Source organism: Nonomuraea rhodomycinica (assembly GCF_013363995.1).
Taxonomy (GTDB): domain Bacteria; phylum Actinomycetota; class Actinomycetes; order Streptosporangiales; family Streptosporangiaceae; genus Nonomuraea; species Nonomuraea rhodomycinica.
This window is the reverse complement of record NZ_JABWGO010000001.1, coordinates 1,261,976-1,279,754: the sequence shown is the minus strand read 5'-3', so window position 1 is coordinate 1,279,754 and position 17,779 is coordinate 1,261,976. Positions and strand designations below refer to the sequence as shown.

Below are 17,779 nucleotides of genomic sequence, written 5' to 3'. Positions count from 1 at the left end.
GGCGTCGTGGCTGGTGAGTGTGCTGCGGCGTATCTCCGATGCGGTGGTGGCTGAGCGCGCGGGATCCCGTTGGTCGCGTTCACTGGGGAAGGATCTCGCTGGTGAACGTGCTCTGCGGCGTGTCCCGCTGATAGGTGGCCTGTGCGGCGTATCCCGATGGGTGGGGCTGGTCCGGGGCTGGCCGATCTCGTTTCTCGTTGGTAGCGCGCCTGGACGGTGGCGCCTGGCATCGCGGTGGGGCGGAAGGTGGGGCGGATCTCGCCGTCGCGCATGCCGTCTGCCCCCCATCCCACCCCGAACGACCTCCGCGCGATGCGGAGGCAGCGGTGGCAGCGGACAGGGGGATGCCGGTCCCTGGAGGTGCTCCCCGTCCACCACGAACGCGACCCGCGGCGGCCACTCATCCATGTAGCTGGGGGTCTGTTGCGGTGTGTTCTGGCTGGTGGGCGGCGCGGGTGAGCATCTCCGGCTGGTGGGACCGCTTGGCGGAGTGTTCCGGCTGATGGGGGTCTGGACGGAATGTCTGTCGGGTTTGTCCGAGAGCTGCATGGGGCATCTCCGCTGAGCGGCGGCGCCGGGGGCTTGGTGTGCCGCGCGGGGGAGGGGGACCCATGCCAGTCGTCAACGTGAAGGTCATCGAGGGCGTGTTCAGTGACGCCCAGAAGGCCGAGATGGTGCAGAAGCTGACCGACGCGATGGTCGAGATCGAGGGCGAGAACATGCGCTCCCTGACCATGGTCATCGTCGAGGAGGTCAAGAGCGGTGACTGGGGCATCGGTGGGAAACCGATGTCGACCGAGGACGTGAAGGCGGCGGCCGCGGGCATGTAGCGCGGCTCATCCGACCCGGCGATCCGGGCGACCCGCCATGCGGGTCGGGCTGACCGGCGATGTCCCGCGCCCGCGCGGCGATGCCAGGAGCAGTAGGACCGGACGGTCGCAGAGATTCGCTGACGCCGCCCATCCGTCAGCGAATCTCGGATGCTCTGTCGGTGCCGGCGCGTACCGTGTGCTGATCAGCAAGGCCTCGACCATCGGAGAGGCGCCTGGTGACCATCCCCCGCCCCTCGGCAAGCACGACGGCAGGAGCATCGGCGCGAGCGGCCTACCGCGCCAGCCTGACCGCCACGCGAACGCGGCGATGGGCAACGCGGGTCACCCTGGCCCTGCTCGCCGGCATCGCGGCAGGGTGGCTGCTCACCCTTGGAGCTGGCCGGCGACACGGTGCTGCACGACCGCGCACTGCCCGGCACCCGGGCTGATGTCGATCATCTGGTGATCGGCCCGGCTGGTGTGTTCGTGATCGACTCCAAGAAGTGGCATCGCCGCACCACCATCAGGCCGTCAGGCGGCAAGTTGTGGGTCGGTCGCACGCCGATCGACAAGATCGTGCGTCCCGTGCTCTTCGAGGCGCGAACGGTGAGCGAGGTTTTACGGCGCGCGACAGGACGGCGCGTTGAGGTCGTCACGGTGATCGCTTGAGGTGGTCGACGGTGCGCCGGTACGCGTCTTGCTCGGCCTGGATGAGGACGACGTCGTCGGCGGGGTCGGCTGCGGCCAGGCGCTCGCGCAGTAACTCGGTGTCGGCGGTGTCGTCCAGGTCCAGCAGTCCGCAGGTCGAACGAGAGGTCAGTAGGCGAGTTCCCCGATGCCGCCGTCGACGCGCAGGACGGTGCCGGCGGTGTAGGCGGACTCGTCCGAGGCGAGGTAGACGGCCGCCTTCGCCAGTTCGGTGGCGGTGCCGATGCGATGCAGGGGGACGGTCTGCCGGAGCTCGTCGTAGATGGCGGCCTGGCGCTCGGGGCCGAGTGAGGCGAACGTGCCGGTGATGGTCGGCCCCGGGCTCAGCCCGTTGACCCGGATGCCCCGGTCCTTCAGCTCATAGGTCAGCCCCCGGGAGAAGGACAGCAGGCCCGCCTTGGCGGCACCGTAGACCGCCGCGTTCTCGTGCCCGATGTAGGCGGAGACGGAGCCGACGACGATGACGGAGGCCTGCCGTGACAAGAGCGGCAGCAATGCTTTGATCAGGAAGAACGGTCCTTTGAGATTGGTGGCGACGAGCCTGTCGAACGCCTCCTCGCTCCATTGCTCGATCGGGAGATGGGTGACGTCGGCGGCGTTGCTCATCACGATGTCGAGCTTCGGCCACTCCCGCTGCAGCCGCGCCGCGAGCGCCGCCTGACCGGGCACGTCCCCGGCGTCGCTGACGATGGGCAGCAGCGGCCCGTCCAGCTGCCGGACGGCCTCGTCCAGCCGTTCCCGCGAGCGGCCAGTGATCGCGACGGCCGCTCCCTCGGCGAGGAACTGCCGGGCAGTCTCCAGCCCGATGCCGCTCGTCCCGCCCGTGATCAGTGCGTGCTTTCCGTTGAGACGACCCATGGGACTCCTTTCCTCACTCGCGCCGAGCGCGAGATGCCGGTGACGATGACGGGCCATCCCCGTCATCACGAGACACCCGGCGGAGGCCGGCTTCCTCACTGCGGACGCGGCCCTGGCCGGGCGTTCGGGGTCAGATGGCGGTACGGCCGCCATCGGCGGCCACGACGGCGCCGGTGACATAGCCGGCCTGGTCACCCGCGATGAAAGCGATCACCTGGGCGACCTCGGCGGGGTCGGCGGCGCGCTTGAGCGCGGTCGTCAGGCCCATGCCGCCGAGGTCCGGTCCCAGGGCCGCCAGCACCTTGGAGGTAGTCATGGGACCGGGCGCCACGGCGTTGACGCGCACGTTCGAGGCGGCGAACTCGGCCGCCCAGGCGCGGGTCAGGGACTCCAGCGCCGCCTTGGTGGCGCCGTAGACCGCCATCGCAGGCATGCCCAGGCCGGCCGCGGTGGAGCTGACGTTGACGATGCTGCCGCCCCCGCCGGCGGCCATCCTCGGCGCGAGCCGGGCGACCAGGATGAACGGCGCGCGCACGTTGACCGCGAAGGCGGCGTCGTAGCCGGCGAGGTCCTGCTCGGCGGTCGCGCCGAGCGGGACGACGGCCGCGTTGTTGACGAGGATGTCCACCGCCCCGGCGTCCTCGGCCAACCGCTGCACCGCCCGCGGGTCGGCCAGGTCGGCGGGGATGAAGCGCACGGTCCTGGCGGTGCCGGCCGCGCTGGTCCGTACGTCGTGGACGACCTGGGCGCCGCGGTCCGGGTCGGTGCCGGTGATGATCACGTTGGCCCCGCCTTTGGCGAGGATCCTCGCCACCGCGTGCCCGAGCCCGCCGATGGCACCCGATCCGGTGATCAGCGCCGTCTTGCCGGTGAAGTCCATGGAGTCCTGCCTCTCGTCCGTCAGGGCGCTCACGCGCCGCCGACTTCTATGCGGCCGTTCAATAAGTCGTTCGGCCGTCACCGTACGGCATTTCGTGCGAGCGGTCAAAAAGTCGTACCCTGGGGACATGGCACGGACAGGACGCCCCCGCGCATTCGACAAGGACCAGGCCCTGGAGCGCGCGCTCCTGCTGTTCTGGTCCCGGGGCTACGGAGAGACCTCCATCCAGGACCTGGTCGACGCGCTGGCCCTGGAGCGGGGCAGCCTGTACGGCGCCTTCGGCGACAAGCGGCAGTTCTACCTGGCCGCCGTCAAGCTGTACTGGGACACCTACGAGCGCGAACTGGTCGCGGCGCTGGAGACCGGGCCGGTGCTGCCGACGTTGCGCGAGGTGCTCGCCAACCCGACCCGGGCACAGGAGCACGCCTCAGACGCCGGCGTCCCGCAAGGGTGCATGATCGGCAACACCACCGCCGAACTGGTCCCGCAGGATGCCGAGGCCCGCGAGATCGTGGCCCGCTCGCACGCCCGCTTCACCCAGATCGTCGCCGACGCCCTGCGGCGCGCGCAGGCCGACGGCGAGGTCACCCGGGCCGCCACCCCCGAGGCCCAGGCGCAGCTCCTGCTGTTCATCGTCCAGGGCCTTTCCCTGGTCTCGCGCGCAGGCCTCGACACCTCCGCCGCACTCGCCGCCGTCGACGCACTGATCGACGCCCTCCACGCCTGATCCGCTCCGGATGGCGGCTGCGTTCCAGGAGCTGTCGCGACGCGCTGCCGCCGTTCACGGGCGGGCGCAGAGTCTCCCTGGGTAGGGGGAGCGGCTGAAGCAGTAGGGGACTCACCAGGGGATGACGTCGTCCAGCGAGACCGGGCCGCGGAAGACGCCTGTGTGTCCGTCGGCGGCGATGGTCGCGAGCAGGGTCGGCGCCCTGTCCGGCCGCGCGCTGCTCGACGTCCGCGACCAGGTCGACCAGGTGGCGGCGGTGCTGGTCGACCTGGCGGCTCAGACCCGTCGCGACGGTCGCGAGCTGAGCGAGGCTGACCTCGCCGAGGTTCTGCACGCGCGATCGCTCAGGTCTGTACGCCGCCCGACCACCGGCCAGCGATCCTCGGGTCCGCGAGGGCAGGGCCATCGTGGAGCAGCTGTACGCGAGCGCCGCCGAGGTCGGGCGGATGTGCTGCGCGCGCGACCTATCGTCGCTACGCGATCACCGGGAACTGGCCCTGCCTCACCGGCACCCTGTGACCTGCCTTGCGGCTCGCCGTAGCTGGGGAGCACTTAAGGTCATCAGCTCTGTCCACGGGTCGTCCGTCCGTTGGGCGCCCCTACGCGTGCAGGCGCGCGGAGCGGACGCGGACGTTGCCTGTGACGGCGCGCACGCCTTCACAGAGCGGGTAGCCGTACAGGCCGACCTCGGTCAGGGTGCGCAGGTCCATGCACACCCGCTGGAAGGCGTTCCCAGCCGAGCGCGACCATGTCGAGGTTGAACGTCGGCCCAGGCGGGCCCTGTTGGGGGGTGGTCGACCTCGACTGGCCCGCTTGGGTGGGCGGGCGGAGGAGCCCAGGGTAATCATCGGGCGGCGCGGTGACTGAAACGGCGCGGTGACCTAGGACGGCGTGGTCCCCGGGACGGCGCGATCACTAGGACGGCGCGGTCGCCGGAATGGCGCGATCACCCCAGGGCGGCGCCTTCACCGGGACAGTGCCGTCTGGGCGGCGACCAGGTGCGCGTACGGGCCGCCCATCGCCATCAGCTCGTCGTGGGTGCCGCGTTGCGCGATCCGCCCCGCCTCCATGACGAGGATCAGGTCGGCGTCCCTGATCGTGCTCAGCCGGTGCGCGATGACGATCCGGGTCTGGACGAGCCGCCCCAGGTTGGCCTCGATCGCGGCCTCCGTGGCGCTGTCGAGGTTGCTCGTGGCCTCGTCGAGCAGCAGCACCTTCGGCTGCGACAGGACGGCGCGGGCCAGGGCGAGTCGCTGTCGCTGGCCGCCGGACAGGCCGAGGCCGTCGGTCAGCATCGTCTCGTACCCCATCGGCATCTCCATGATCTCGTCATGGAGCGCGGCCAGCCGCGCCGCGGCGACCACCCGGTCCAGGGAGGCGCCGGGGTCGTTGAGCGAGATGTTGTCCCTGATCGTCCCGTTGAAGAGGGACGGTTCCTGGGTGACCACGCCGAACTGGCGGCGCAGGGTGCGCAGGTTCAGCTCGCCGGCCGGGACGCCGTCGTAGCGGATCTGCCCCTCCACCGGGCTGTGCAACGCCAGCAGCAGCCGCGCCAGCGTGCTCTTGCCCGACCCGGAGGCGCCGACCAGGGCGACCTTCTGTCCCGGCCGGATGGCGACCGAGACGTCCCGCACGGTCCACGGGCCGCGGGGGTCGTGCCGGAAGCTCACCCCGCGCAGCTCCACCGCGCCGCGCAGCCGCAGCACCTCGATGCCCGTGCTCGGCTCCGGCTCGGAGGCCAGGATGTCCGACAGCCGGTCGAAGTGCGCGCCGGCCTGCTGCAGGCTCTGCAGGCCGGTCATCAGCGAGCTCAGCGGGGTCAGCGCGCCGACCGCGACGGCGTTGAGCGCGATCAGCGTGCCGACCGTGAGCTGCCCGTCCAGTACGCGCCAGGCGCCCAGCCACATGAGTCCCAGCGGCGCCGCCATCCGGATGGCGGACAGCGCCGAGTCCAGGAAGCCTCTCGTCAGGCCGGTGCGCACATCGGCGTTGAGCTGCCGGGCGAAGTGGGCCGACCACTGCTCGACCGCCTGTCTCTCCGCGCCGGACGCCTTCAGCGTCTCGATGCCGGTGATCGTCTGGATCAGGCTGCCCTGCGACGCGGACAGCGCGTTGAGCTCCTGCTGGGTCAGCGCGGCGATCCGGTGGGTGGTCGCCAGCAGCAGGACGCTCTGGAGCAGCGCCACTCCGGTCAGCGCCACGCCGAAGACGGGATCGTACAGGTACACCAGGACGAGGTAGCCGAGGGCGAGCGGGCCGTCCAGCAGCGCCGCCACGATCTGGCCGGTGAGGATGTCGCCGAGCGCCGAGACGCTCGCGGCGCGGGTCATCAGGTCGCCCTTGCCGCGCCGCGTGAAGTACCGGTACGGGAGCGCCACCAGATGGCCGACCAAGCCTTCGGTGAGCTCCTGGTCGGCCCGGGCCCGTACCGCCACCAGCATCGCCGACCTGAGGTAGCCGATGACGAACTGGGCCGCCCCCGCGAGCAGCGCCGCGCCGCCCAGCAGCGACAGCACGCCGGCGGCCCGTGACGGGATGACGGTGTCGATCAGCAGCTCGGACAGCAGCGGCAGGCCCAGCCCCAGCAGTTGCAGCAGCAGCGAGGCGGCGATCACCTGCGCGAGCAGGCCGCGGCGGCGCCGGAAAAGGGTGCGGACGAACTCCCTGCGCCAGGCGCCGGCCATGGAGGACGTGCCGCGGCGGAACCCCGCGTCCGGTTCGAAGACCAGCAGCACGCCGGTGAACCCGGCGCCGAACTCCTCCGCGGTCAGCCGGCGGCGGCCCCGCGCCGGGTCGACGACGTCGACGCGGTCGGGCGCCCAGCGTTCGACCACCAGGAAGTGGCCGAACTCCCAGTGCGCGATCGCGGGCAGCGGAACGCGCGCCAGGTCCTCGGGCGCCAGGGAGAACGCCCGCGCCTTCAGGCCGTGGTCACGGGCGCCCTCCACGATGGCCTTGGCGTTCAGGCCGTCCCGCCCGACCTGGAGCCGTTCGGAGACCTCGTGCAGCGTGGTGCGCATGCCGTGGTGGCACAGCACCATGGCCAGGCAGGCCGCCCCGCACTCCGTGTCGTTGTTCTGCAGCAGGACGGGAGGCCGGCGCGGGATCACGGCGCCGCCTCCAGCGCCAGCGCGGCCAGCACGGCCGCGCCCGCGAGCAGGGCGGCCGCCAGCGTCCACAACACCAGGAACGAGGGGCCGCTGATCACCAGCGGCATCCGGGTACGGCCGGCGCGCGAGCCGGACCGGTGGCGCAGCGCCTCCTCGCGGTAGAGGGGGCGCGCCTGGGGGTCGCGGGGCCGGATGGGGGGCCTTCGGTGGCTCTGGGTCTGATGCCTTTCGGGGCTCAGGGGCTCACGGGGGAGAGATTCCTGGGCGGGGTCGGGCCGGCGGGCCGCGGGTGGGCGGGGGAGAGACCGTGGGTCGTGCCCCGGGGCGGTCATGACCAGTGCCATTCGACGGTGGCCGCGGCGCGGCGCTCGGCCAGCCAGGCGGCGAAGGCCGCACGTCCGGCCGCCTCCAGGGTCGCGGCGTCCGCGACGGCGGGTGTCCGCGACAGGACGGCCCCGGTCAGGAACCCGCCGCCGGGCGCCTTCTCGGGTCCGATCACCTGGCCGGGCGGCGCGCCGCGGAGGGCCTCGGGCAGGTCGCTCTCCCACCGGACGCCGACGGTCACGACGACGTCGCCGACCGGGCCACACCCGCCGACCGAGCCAGGAACATCGGCTGAGCCGAGACCACCGGCCGCGCCAGGACCACCGGCCGAGCCCAGGGCGCCGAACAGCTCCGCCACGTCCCCCACGACCACCTTCTCGCCGCCGGTCACCCAGACCGCCCTGACCCGGGCGAAGTCGCCCGGGTTGGCCGCCAGGTGGCCCGGCGCCAGCTCGGCCTCCTTCTCCTTCCGGAACCGGCGGCGGCGGGCGATCCCCTCGATGTACGCCTCGAACTGCTCCCCCGACATGCCGGCCGCCGCCATCCAGGCCAGGGTCGAGGCGCGGTCGCGCAGCCCCCGCCCGCGACGGAACGCGTCCGCCGTCGCCTGGAGGTCTGCCGCGCCGACCGGCGAGCCGTCGTCGCCCGCCGCGGCCAGGAGGCACTGGTCGACGATCTCCTGGTACGGCGAGGCGTCGCGCCCCGACAGCGAACGCAGCATGGTCAGCGCCTGGGGCACCGACACGTGCACGCCGTCCACGCTCACCAGGTGCCCCGCCGCCCAGTGCGTCGAGTGGTCGATCAGCCACGGCACGCCGTCCTCGGGCGGGGCGCTCAGCGCGATCGTGCCCCCGTCGGGATGGTCGAGGAGCAGGTCGTAGTCCACCACCGGGGATCCCGGGCGCTGGTCCACGACGAGCTGGGCGTGGGCGTCCGGATGCCGCGCGGCCCACGCGTCCGCCGCCCGCCGCGCGCCGGCGACGCCGGAGCGGCGGCGCGGCAGCGAGCGCAGCAGCTCCGCCCCGGACGCCAACGCCGCGCCGAAGGACTCCGGCGGCAGGTCCTCAGCGCGAGGTCGCGGGGTCTCGGGGGAATCGGTCACTGTTCCTCTCCGTCCATGAGCCAGTCGGCGATCGCGTCGCTGACCGGCAGCCCGGCCCACAGCTCGACGAACCCCCACGCGCCGTTGGAGTTCAGCTCCAGGAAGACGTACTCGCCGCCGGGCGTGACGATGAGGTCCAGGGCGGCGTAGGTGAGCCCGACGTCGGCGACGAGGCGCGCGCAGCGCCGCGCCACGTCGGCCGGCAACGCGTGCGGCGCGTACCTGACGCGGTCGTTGTCGTAGTGCCGCCAGTCGTCGCGGGCCGCCCTGGAGCCGGACGCGTCGATCTCCGCCGCCAGCACCCGCTCGCCCACCACGATCACCCGCAGCTCGACGGCCTTCGGGACGTACGGCTGCAGGACGACCGGCTCGTGCCGCACGCGGTGCCGGGAGGTGAGGTGGCGACGGGTGACCACGGTCGTGTACGCGCGGTGCTGGACGCCGTCGACCTCGAAGCGGTCGGAGGCGATCTGCTTGGCGACCAGCCGGCCGTGCGCCGCCTCGTAGGCCTCGGCCAGCGCGGCGGGGTCGTTGGTGTAGGTGGTGTCGGGCACGGTGAAGCCGAGCTCGACCGCCCGCGCCAGGTGGAAGACCTTGTTGTGGGCGCGCAGTTCGTCGGCGCGGCGCCCGGGCAGCCAGCGGGCGTCCAGCAGGCTCCACACGCCGTCCAGCATGACCTCGGCCTGGAGCCTGGCGTGCGCGCGGTGGCTCGGGTCGGTCACGGCGGCGGCGGCCCGCGGGCCGCTCGGCCGGCTGCGCCACACCGCGGTGATCCGCGACAGGTCGACGGTCCGCCCGCCGGTGTCCAGGACCAGGCGGCGCTCGCCGCCGGCGAACGTCGCGGTGACGCGGCTGCGGCCGGGGTAGTCGCCGTTGTCCCACCACAGCACCGGCGTGCCGCCGGCCGCGGGCTCGTCCGCGCCCACCAGGTGGGCGCCGCGCCGGCGCAGCGCGGCCAGCACTCTCTCGGCCGCCCCGTCCCCGCGCGCGCTCATGATCATTATCACTGCTCGGTCCCGTCTCGAACGGCGCGGCGGGACGCTCGTCGCGTCCCGCCGCGCCGTGGTCATCCGATGGCCGTCAGCGGGCTGCCGGCCGGCCGCTGGATCAGACGAGCCACCACTCGTAGGGCACGTCGTCGAGGGTCCAGGCGCTGACCTCCCACTGCGGCTTCGCCCCGCCGGCCACCTGGCCGAGCTCGGCGTCGGTCAGCTCCGCCCCCTCGAAGGGCAGATCGTCAATCGTGATCTTGGACATGTCGTTCCTCTCATCCGGCGGGGGCACACTGTCGCCCCCGGCCGCATGGAGGACCCTAGAAAAGGACACTTGTCGACGACTTGGGATTTACTGGTAGAGGCTTGCGGAAAAGTCCCAACCGAAAACTGGCCGGGCCAGTGGCCGTCAAGAAGGCGAACCAGCACGTTCCGTAATGACAACGCAAAGTGTTTGCTACAGTACGGTGCGTATCCACGCCCTCTCCCGTAAGGAGTCCGCGTGCCCGACGCCCCCGCCTTCCCCGACGCCGACCTGGAGCTCGTGCTCCGGCTCGACCTCGACGTCGTCCAGACCAGCGACATCGCCGCCGCGGTCAGGGCCCAGGAGTGCGCGCTGCCCGATCCGATGCTCGCCGACCCCTACGCGCACCTGTTCGTCGACGAGGCCACCGTGCGCAGGGCGCGGGCGCTCGACCTGATCGGCATGACCCGCGGCGCCGTGGCCATCCGGGGCAGGTTCGGCGACGAGGCACTGGCCGGGGCCGTGGCGCGCGGGGTGCGGCAGGTGGTCGTGCTCGGCGCCGGCTGCGACACCCGCGCCTGGCGCTGCGCCCTGCCCGCCGATCTCGTCCTGTTCGAGGTGGACGGCGACCCCCGGCGGCAGCGGGCCAAGGTGCGCATGCTGGCCGCCGCCGGGGCGCCGGCGCACCGCCACCACCGCGTGGTCACCGCCGACCTGACCCGCCGCTGGTGCGGGCGGCTGCTGGAGGCCGGGTTCGACCCGGGGGCGCCGACCCTGTGGCTGGCCGAGGGTCTGACCTACTTCTTCGGCGGCACGGCCCTGGACCGGTTGGCCGCCGACCTGTCGGCCGTGTCGGCGCCGGGCTCCGCGCTGGCGGCCGACGTCACGGGGCCCGGCTACTACACCGCCGGCTACGGCGACCGGTTCCTCACCTACATGCGTTCCCTCGGGGCGTTCGGCGGCCCCGTCGACCCGCGCGCCTGGCTGGGCCCGTACGGGTGGCGCGTCGAGACCTACGACAGCGGCATGCTGGCCGACGGCCGCTGCCCCTGGCTGCCCGGTCCCGTCCCGGAGCGGCTGCTGAGCTCGCAGCGCGGGTTCCTCTACGTCCACGCCCGCCTGGAGAAGTGACTGCGGGCTTCCCTCAGGAGCCCGGGCGGCCTTCGAGCTCGGCGAACACCGCCAGGGCCTCGGCGTCGGAGTGGACGTTCGTCACGTAGTCGGCCACCCACTCCCGGATCCCGGGGAAGCCGCTGTCCGCGACCAGCCGGCCCGCCGCCGCGCCGGCGTCGAACGGGGTGCGGCGCAGCGTCACCCCGCCGGTCTCGGAGTCCAGCAGCGCCCAGTGCGCCCCCGCCGTGCCGTACGGCATGCCGACCGAACCGGGGTTGACCACGAGCCTGCGGTCCACCAGGCGGAGGAACGGCATGTGGGTGTTGCCCAGCACCACCGTGTCGGCGGTGACCCCGTCCAGGACCTCGGCCCAGCGGCCGAGGGCGCTGTCGACGAGGATCATCTCGTCGTCCCGGCGCGGCGTGGCGTGGACGAACAGCGTCACGCCGAGCCGGCCGAGGTCGAGCACCTGCCGGTCGGGGAGCTCGGCCAGCAGCGCGACCTGGTCCTCGCGCAGCTGCTCGGCGGCCCACTGCGAGACGGGATACGGGCACGGCCCGCCCCGGACCGCCTCGACCAGCTCGCGGTCGGCGTTGCCGTTGAGCCAGAGCGCCCGATCGCCCAGCGACGCCAGCAGGTCAAGGGTCTCGACGGGTTGCGGGCCCGCGGCCAGGTCGCCGGTGAGGACCAGCAGGTCGGCCGCGGCCACGTCGGGCTCGGCGAGCACCGCTTCGAGGGCGGGCAGGACTCCGTGGATGTCGGACAGGACGGCTACGCGCATGCCCCTCACTATGGCCGGGCACCGAGGCCGCCGTGCGCCGCGTTCGCCAGCGGCGATCACCGTGCGCCGCGTTCGGGAGCGGCGATCTCCGTGCGCCGTGTTCGCGTGCGGCGATCAGCGGGGACCGCCCGCGACACACCGCGCCCCGGTGTCCGGCGCCGGTCGGCGCGGTTCCTAGGGTGCTGACATGGCGTTCTTCGTCGTCACCTTCCTCGGCCTCGTCGCCGGCGCGCTGCTGCACAGCCTGCTCGACCGCGCCCCGGCGCGGCGCACCGGGCCCCGCGTGGTCGAGCTGTGGCTGCTGTGGTTCGTGGCCGGCGGCGGGGTGCTGTCGATGCTCGGCGGCCTGTCCCACATCGGCCCGTACGCGCCCGAGGTCGCCGACAGCATCGGGTTCGCGCACAGCGCCTTCCAGTGGGAGGTCGGCTGGGCCGACATCGCCGTCGGCCTCATCGGCTTCCTGAGCATCTGGAACCGGGGGTCGTTCATGAACGCCGCCGTGATCGCCATGGCGGTGCTCTACTGGGGCGACGCCGCCGGCCACGTCATGCAGCTCGTCGCCCACGGCAACACGGCGCCGAACAACGTCTGGACCATCCCCACCGACATCCTGCAGCCGCTGGTCGCCGTCGTGCTGCTCGTCCTGCACCGCGGACACCAGCGGTCAGGACGAGCGGCCGCCGTTCAGTGACGCGCGCAGGCACTCGGCCGTCAGCGAGTTCTCGGCGGCCAGCAGCGCCCGCGGCGTGCCCTCGAACATGATCTGCCCGCCCGAGCTGCCGCCGCGCGGGCCGAGGTCGATGACCCAGTCGGCGTTCTTGACGACGTCGAGGTTGTGCTCGATGACGATGACCGAGTTGCCGGTGTCCACCAGGTGGTTGATCACCGCCATGAGGCTGTCGATGTCTGACATGTGCAGGCCGGTGGTCGGCTCGTCCATGACGTACACGGTGCCCTTCTTGCCCAGCTCGGTGGCCAGCTTGATGCGCTGGCACTCGCCGCCCGACAGGGTGTTGAGCGGCTGGCCGAGCTGCAGGTAGCCGAGCCCGACGTCCACGATCGAGCGCAGCGTCTCGGCGATCCGCGGCTCGCGGGCGAAGAAGTCGGCCGCCTCGGCCGCGCTCAGCCCCAGCACCTCGCTGATGTCGCGTCCGTGCAGCTTGTAGCTCAGGACCTCCTCGGTGAACCGCTTGCCCGAGCACACCTCGCACAGCGTGATCATCGGGTCCATGAACGCGAGGTCGGTGTAGATGACGCCCTCGCCCTGGCAGGCCGGGCACGCCCCGGAGGAGTTGAAGCTGAACAGCGACGCGCTGACCTTGTTGGCCCGGGCGAACAGCCGCCGGATCTCGTCCATGATCCCGGTGTAGGTCGCCGGGTTGGAGCGCCGGTTGGTGGTCACGGCCGACTGGTCGATGATGACCGCCGAGGGGTGCTGCTCGCGGAAGACCTTGTGGATCAGCGTGCTCTTGCCGGAGCCGGCCACGCCGGTGACGACCGTCAGCACGCCGGTCGGGATGTCCACGGTGACGTTCTTGAGGTTGTGCATCGTGGCGTTGGCGACGGTCAGGTGCCCGGTGGGCCGCCGGAAGTCCTCCTTGACGGGCAGCAGCTTGCGCATGCAGGCCCCGGTGAGCGTGTCGGCCCGGTACAGGCCCTCGACGTCGCCCTGGTAGACGATCTCGCCGCCGTGGCGCCCGGCCTTCGGCCCGAGGTCGATCACGTGGTCGGCGATCTCGATGACGTCGCGGTCGTGCTCGACCACCAGCACGGTGTTGCCCTTGTCGCGGAGCTGGCGCATGAGGCTGGTCAGCTTGTAGACGTCGTGCGGGTGCAGGCCGATCGTCGGCTCGTCGAAGATGTACGCGACCTCGACCAGGGAACTGTTGAGGTGGCGGATCATCTTGATGCGCTGCGACTCGCCGCCCGACAGCGTCGAGGTCTCGCGGCTGAGGGTGAGGTAGTCGAGCCCGAGGTCGACCATGTGGCCGAGCCGTTCGAGCAGGTTGTCGCGCAGCGTCGTCACCCGGGTCGAGGTGACCTCCCGGACGGCCTGCATGAGGTCGCCGATCTCCAGGGCGGAGAACTCGGCGATGTTGCGGCCGTTGATCTGGCAGGCCAGCACCTCCTTGTTGAGCCGCTGGCCGTTGCAGGTGCGGCAGGCCGACACCGACACGACGCGCTCCAGCGCGGTGCGGTTCTTGGCGCTCATCTCCTCGGGGCTCTTGCGGATGTAGAGCCGGTCGAACTTGGGGACGAGGCCCTCGTACTTGGAATTGATCTGGCCGCCCTGCCATTCGAGCGGGACGGACCCCTCGGCGCCGTAGAGCAGCGCCTCCCATTCCTGCTTGGTGTAATCCCGGAGTTTCTTGTCGTTGTCGAACAGGCCGGAATTGGCGTACAACTTCCAGAACCATCCGCCGACCGCGAACGCCGGATGGTCGATGGCGCCCTCGTTGAGCGAACGCGACTTGTCGAGGAGTTTGTCCAGGTCGAGCTGGACCCGCCGGCCCAGGCCCTCGCAGTCCATGCACATGCCGGCGGGGTCGTTGAAGGAGAAGGAGTTGGAGTAGCCGACGTAGGGCTCGCCGGCGCGGGAGAACAGCAGCCGCAGCAGTGCGTACAGGTCGGTGATGGTGCCGACCGTGGAGCGGGAGTTCCCGCCGATCCGCTTCTGGTTGATGATGATCGCGGTGGACAGGCCCTCGATGGTGTCCGCGTCCGGCTGCCCGTACTTGGGCAGCCGGTTGCGGACGAACGCGGTGAACGTCTCGTTGAGCTGCCGCTGCGACTCGGCCGCGATGGTGTCGAAGACCAGCGACGATTTCCCGGACCCGGACACACCGGTGAAAACGGTGATCTCGTGTTTCGGCACCTCGACCGACAGGTTCTTCAGGTTGTTCTCGCGGGCTCCGAGAATCGTGATGTACTTCGGCTGCATATCGTTCCCCGCCTTTGGATCCGAGTTATCTGGCCTCCGTGTTCACGCTAGAGGAGAACCCGGTCACTTTCTGACCGCATATTTCACCGGGGCCGTAACCAGGCGGGCAGCTCGGTCAGCCGCGCGGTCTGCGAGCCCTTGCGGCCCCAGCGCAGGTCGTCGAACGGCACGGCCAGCCGCGCGTGCGGGAAGTCGTCCCGCAGCACCTGGATCATGACCCGCGACTCGAGCTGCGCGAGCTGCTCGCCGATGCAGTAGTGGGCCCCGTCGCCGAAGGTCAGCCGGCGGCTCGCCGGGTCCTCGCGGTGCGCGTTGATGCCCTCGATGTCGATGAGCACCGGCGCGCCGGGCGGCAGCACCGCCCCGCCGAGCACCACCTCCTGCGCGGCGAAGCGCCACAGCGTGTACGGCACCGGCGGGTGCTCGCGCAGCATCTCCTCCACGAACTCGCCCGCGTCGGCGTCCGGCGCGAGGTGCCCGGCCAGCGTCTCGGCCAGCAGGAACCCGAGGAACGAGCCCGTCGTGTCGTGCCCGGCGAAGATCAGCCCCATGATCATGTAGACGAGCTTGTCCGGCGGCAGCTCGCCGAACTCGGCCAGGCCCCGCTCGTACAGCACCCTGGTCATGGTGTCGGCCGTGCCCTCCATGGCCGACCCGACCGCCTGGGAGAGCAGCTCCTCCAGCGACGAGGTGTCGTACTCCGCGTCGCTCGCGGTGCCCAGCGCGAGCTGCTTCATCGCGCTGACGGCCTTCCTGGCCATGATCGGGTCGGTCACCGGCACCCCGAGCAGGTCGGAGATCACCAGCAGCGGGAAGTTGTAGGCGAACCCGTCGATCAGCTCGGCCGGCTGCCCGGAGGCGTCCGAGGCGTCGGCCAGGTCGGTGAACAGGTTGCGGGCGATGGTGGTGACGCGGTCCGTGGACGCGGCCAGCCGGCGCGGGTTGAAGGCGGGGGCGTGCACGCGGCGCAGCCGCCGGTGGTCCTCGCCGTCCACCGCGATCAGCGTGTACGGCCGGTACTCGGGCTCGGGGTTGTCGAGCCCGTCCTCGATGCCGTGCCACGCCTCCGGCGCCAGCCCCGGGTCCTTGACGAAGCGCGGGTCGGCCAGCACCGACTTGGCCAGCGTGTAGTCCGTGACCACCCACACCGGGCCGCCCGCGGGCGCCTGCGCCCGCACCAGCGGCCCGCCGGCCCGCAGCTCGTCGTGCACCTGCGGCTTCTCCCGCATCGACTGCATCGGGCACTCGAACGGGTTGACCTCGACCACGGGCTCGGCGCTCATGACACCACCGAGAAGCCCGCGCCGTGCGGGTCGAGCAGGTCGGCCCGGCGTCCCAGCGGCGTGTCGGCGGGCGCGTTCTCCACGGAGCCGCCCAGCTCGACGGCCTTGCGCGCCGTCGCGTCGCAGTCCTCCACGCCGAACGTGACCGCCCAGTACGGCCGCACCGCCCCGGTCTCGCCCAGCTTGCGCACGCCGCCCACGGTCTTCCCGCCGACCTGCCAGACAGGAGTGCCGTCGCCGGGCGCGGTGGTCAGGCCCAGCGTGTCGCGGTAGAACGCGGCCGAGCCCTCCACGTCCGTGGTGACCAGCTCCACCCAGCGCACCGAGCCCGGCTGCCCGATCAGCTCGGCGCCCTTCATGGCCATCGGCTCCCACACGGCGAACGCGGCGCCGGCCGGGTCGGCGTAGACGGCCATCTTGCCCAGGCCCATGACCTCCATCGGGGTCATGATGGTCTCCCCGCCGGCCTTCGGCGCCCGCTCGTTCAGCGCCTCGGCGTCGTCGGTGGTGAAGTAGACGGTCCAGATGGCCGGCATGCCGTGCTGCTGGTCCGGGCCGTACGGGCGGTGGTACGGGGTGTCGATCTGGTGGTAGGCGACCGCCGCGACGAGCTTGCCGTCGCGGTGGAAGGTCGTGTAGCCGCCGGCCTCGGGCTCGCTGATCTCGGTCGCCGTCCAGCCCAGCAGCCCGGTGTAGAAGGCCACCGAGGCCGCCACGTCCGGCGAGCCCAGGTCGAACCAGGACGGCGAGCCGGGAGCGTAAGTGGTCACGTTGATTCCCTTTCACTGATGGCGGCGGCGCTGGCGTCCCAGAGCCGCGCGGCGAGCGCGGGATCGGCCGTCGGCCCCTTGACGGGGTGCGGCCGTCTGTCCATGTAGTAGCCGCCGGGCTCGATCCGCTCGGCCGGGGCCGTGGCCAGCCACAGCAGCGTGTCCGCGGCCCGGTCGGCGGTGCGCAGCAGCGGGTTGAAGCGGAAGTACCAGGACGCGATCGTGCCCCGGCCGATGAGCGTGCGGACCTGCCCCGGATGGAAGCTGGCGGCTAGCACGTCGGGCCAGCGCCGCGCCGCCTCGGCGGCGAACAGGATGCCGGCCTGCTTGGACGTGCCGTACGCCCGTCCCGCGCCGTAGCGGCCGCGCTCGGCCCTGAGGTCGTCCGGGTCCAGCCGGCCCGTGGTGTACGCGTCGGAGGAGGTGACGACGATCCGCCCGCCGGACAGCCGCTCGCGCAGCAGGTGGGCCAGCAGGAAGCCGGACAGGTGGTTGACCTGGATCGTGCTCTCGTACCCGTCGGCGGTGAGCGTGCGCGTCCGGAACATCCCGCCCGCGTTGCTGGCCAGCACGTCCACGTGCTCGAAGCGGCCCCGCAGGTCCTCGCCGGCGGCGCGCACGTCGTCGAAGCGGGCGAAGTCGGCCCCCACCCCGTACGGCTTGGCCTGGCCGACCTCGGTCAGCTCGCTGAGGACGTCCTTGAGCCTGGCCGGGTCGCGGCCGACGGCGACCACCTCGGCGCCGCGCCGGGCGAAGCCGACGGCGGCCGAGCGCCCGATCCCCGAGGTGGCGCCCGTGACCACCACCGTGCGGCCGGCCATGTCCCGGGGGGTCACGCCCGTTCCAGCTCGCCGACGAACTCGACGAGCTCCTTGGGCGTGGTGATGTCGCCGAGCTCGCTGTCGGGCAGCTTGCGCCCGCACGCGCGCTCCACGTGGTGGACGATCTCCAGCAGCGCCAGCGAGTCGTAGCCGAGATCCTCGAAGGTCCTGGTCTCGAAGCCGTCGACCAGCTCGATCGTGTCGTCGTCGCCCGCGACCTGCCGCATGATCTGCTTCAGCTCGCCGAGACTGAACTGGGTCATCTTCCCGCCTCTTCGTCGTCGGCTGTTGCGTTCCGGGTGCTCCGGGGACG

The 17,779-nt window shown here is 72.0% G+C and carries 17 protein-coding genes; 5 read left to right on the top strand and 12 right to left on the bottom strand.

Translation table 11 applies throughout. The features are described from left to right. The first annotated feature begins 611 nt into the window (after nucleotides 1–611). Together HT134_RS05940 and HT134_RS05935 are read left to right on the top strand one after the other, a co-directional pair. A complete protein-coding gene (locus HT134_RS05940; protein ID WP_175599179.1) occupies nucleotides 612–830 on the top strand; it encodes a tautomerase family protein in 219 nt (72 codons plus the stop codon). 372 nt (nucleotides 831–1,202) lie between these two features. Then, a complete protein-coding gene (locus HT134_RS05935) occupies nucleotides 1,203–1,481 on the top strand; it encodes a nuclease-related domain-containing protein (protein WP_175599178.1) in 279 nt (92 codons plus the stop codon). A 147-nt stretch (nucleotides 1,482–1,628) separates the two neighbouring features. On the opposite strand, the gene HT134_RS05930 is transcribed toward HT134_RS05935, so the two are convergent. Next, nucleotides 1,629–2,378, bottom strand: a complete 750-nt coding sequence (locus tag HT134_RS05930; protein ID WP_175599177.1) for an SDR family oxidoreductase — start codon at nucleotides 2,376–2,378, stop codon at nucleotides 1,629–1,631. A gap of 130 nt (nucleotides 2,379–2,508) precedes the next feature. Next, nucleotides 2,509–3,291 carry an SDR family NAD(P)-dependent oxidoreductase gene (locus HT134_RS05925; protein ID WP_217707205.1) on the bottom strand — a complete coding sequence of 261 codons (783 nt, stop codon included), beginning with the start codon at nucleotides 3,289–3,291 and terminating at the stop codon, nucleotides 2,509–2,511. Between the two features lie 94 nt (nucleotides 3,292–3,385). Here HT134_RS05925 and HT134_RS05920 point away from each other — a divergent pair, with 94 nt between their 5' ends. Next, nucleotides 3,386–3,985 carry a TetR/AcrR family transcriptional regulator gene (locus tag HT134_RS05920; RefSeq protein WP_175599176.1) on the top strand — a complete coding sequence of 200 codons (600 nt, stop codon included), beginning with the start codon at nucleotides 3,386–3,388 and terminating at the stop codon, nucleotides 3,983–3,985. Between the two features lie 965 nt (nucleotides 3,986–4,950). Here HT134_RS05920 and HT134_RS05915 read toward each other — a convergent pair. From HT134_RS05915 to HT134_RS05900, 4 genes are all read right to left on the bottom strand, one after another. After that, complete coding sequence (locus HT134_RS05915) at nucleotides 4,951–7,095, bottom strand: peptidase domain-containing ABC transporter (RefSeq protein WP_312887988.1); 2,145 nt, start codon at nucleotides 7,093–7,095, stop codon at nucleotides 4,951–4,953. Nucleotides 7,096–7,423: 328 nt separating this feature from the next. Continuing rightward, nucleotides 7,424–8,521 (bottom strand): TIGR04500 family putative peptide maturation system protein, encoded by a 1,098-nt coding sequence (locus tag HT134_RS05910; protein WP_175599175.1) that lies wholly within the window; start codon nucleotides 8,519–8,521, stop codon nucleotides 7,424–7,426. Continuing rightward, on the bottom strand, nucleotides 8,518–9,516 hold the full coding sequence (locus tag HT134_RS05905; RefSeq protein WP_175599174.1) for an MvdC/MvdD family ATP grasp protein: 999 nt from the start codon (nucleotides 9,514–9,516) through the stop codon (nucleotides 8,518–8,520). Before HT134_RS05905 ends, HT134_RS05910 begins: the two co-directional genes overlap by 4 nt. Nucleotides 9,517–9,628: 112 nt before the next feature. After that, nucleotides 9,629–9,778, bottom strand: coding sequence for a putative ATP-grasp target RiPP (locus tag HT134_RS05900; protein ID WP_175599173.1), 150 nt, complete (start codon nucleotides 9,776–9,778; stop codon nucleotides 9,629–9,631). A 237-nt stretch (nucleotides 9,779–10,015) separates the two neighbouring features. On the opposite strand from HT134_RS05900, the gene HT134_RS05895 reads away from it, so the two are divergent. Beyond that, on the top strand, nucleotides 10,016–10,888 hold the full coding sequence (locus HT134_RS05895) for an SAM-dependent methyltransferase (RefSeq protein WP_175599172.1): 873 nt from the start codon (nucleotides 10,016–10,018) through the stop codon (nucleotides 10,886–10,888). Between the two features lie 13 nt (nucleotides 10,889–10,901). Here the strand turns inward: HT134_RS05895 and HT134_RS05890 are convergent, their stop codons facing one another. Next, nucleotides 10,902–11,651, bottom strand: coding sequence for a metallophosphoesterase family protein (locus HT134_RS05890; RefSeq protein WP_175599171.1), 750 nt, complete (start codon nucleotides 11,649–11,651; stop codon nucleotides 10,902–10,904). Between the two features lie 187 nt (nucleotides 11,652–11,838). On the opposite strand from HT134_RS05890, the gene HT134_RS05885 reads away from it, so the two are divergent. Beyond that, nucleotides 11,839–12,342, top strand: a complete 504-nt coding sequence (locus tag HT134_RS05885) for a DUF6790 family protein (RefSeq protein WP_175599170.1) — start codon at nucleotides 11,839–11,841, stop codon at nucleotides 12,340–12,342. On the opposite strand, the gene HT134_RS05880 is transcribed toward HT134_RS05885, so the two are convergent. The 5 genes from HT134_RS05880 to HT134_RS05860 form a co-directional block, all read right to left on the bottom strand. Continuing rightward, a complete protein-coding gene (locus tag HT134_RS05880; RefSeq protein ID WP_175599169.1) occupies nucleotides 12,316–14,592 on the bottom strand; it encodes an ATP-binding cassette domain-containing protein in 2,277 nt (758 codons plus the stop codon). The two genes, HT134_RS05885 and HT134_RS05880, sit on opposite strands and share 27 nt — an antisense overlap. A gap of 83 nt (nucleotides 14,593–14,675) precedes the next feature. Beyond that, nucleotides 14,676–15,875, bottom strand: coding sequence for a cytochrome P450 (locus HT134_RS05875; RefSeq protein WP_175599168.1), 1,200 nt, complete (start codon nucleotides 15,873–15,875; stop codon nucleotides 14,676–14,678). Continuing rightward, nucleotides 15,872–16,645, bottom strand: coding sequence for a VOC family protein (locus tag HT134_RS05870; protein ID WP_175599167.1), 774 nt, complete (start codon nucleotides 16,643–16,645; stop codon nucleotides 15,872–15,874). The genes HT134_RS05875 and HT134_RS05870 overlap by 4 nt, the downstream gene beginning before the upstream one ends. Next, complete coding sequence (locus tag HT134_RS05865) at nucleotides 16,642–17,481, bottom strand: SDR family NAD(P)-dependent oxidoreductase (protein WP_217707204.1); 840 nt, start codon at nucleotides 17,479–17,481, stop codon at nucleotides 16,642–16,644. Before HT134_RS05865 ends, HT134_RS05870 begins: the two co-directional genes overlap by 4 nt. Beyond that, nucleotides 17,478–17,729, bottom strand: a complete 252-nt coding sequence (locus HT134_RS05860) for an acyl carrier protein (protein WP_175599166.1) — start codon at nucleotides 17,727–17,729, stop codon at nucleotides 17,478–17,480. The genes HT134_RS05865 and HT134_RS05860 overlap by 4 nt, the downstream gene beginning before the upstream one ends. Nucleotides 17,730–17,779 lie beyond the last annotated feature (50 nt).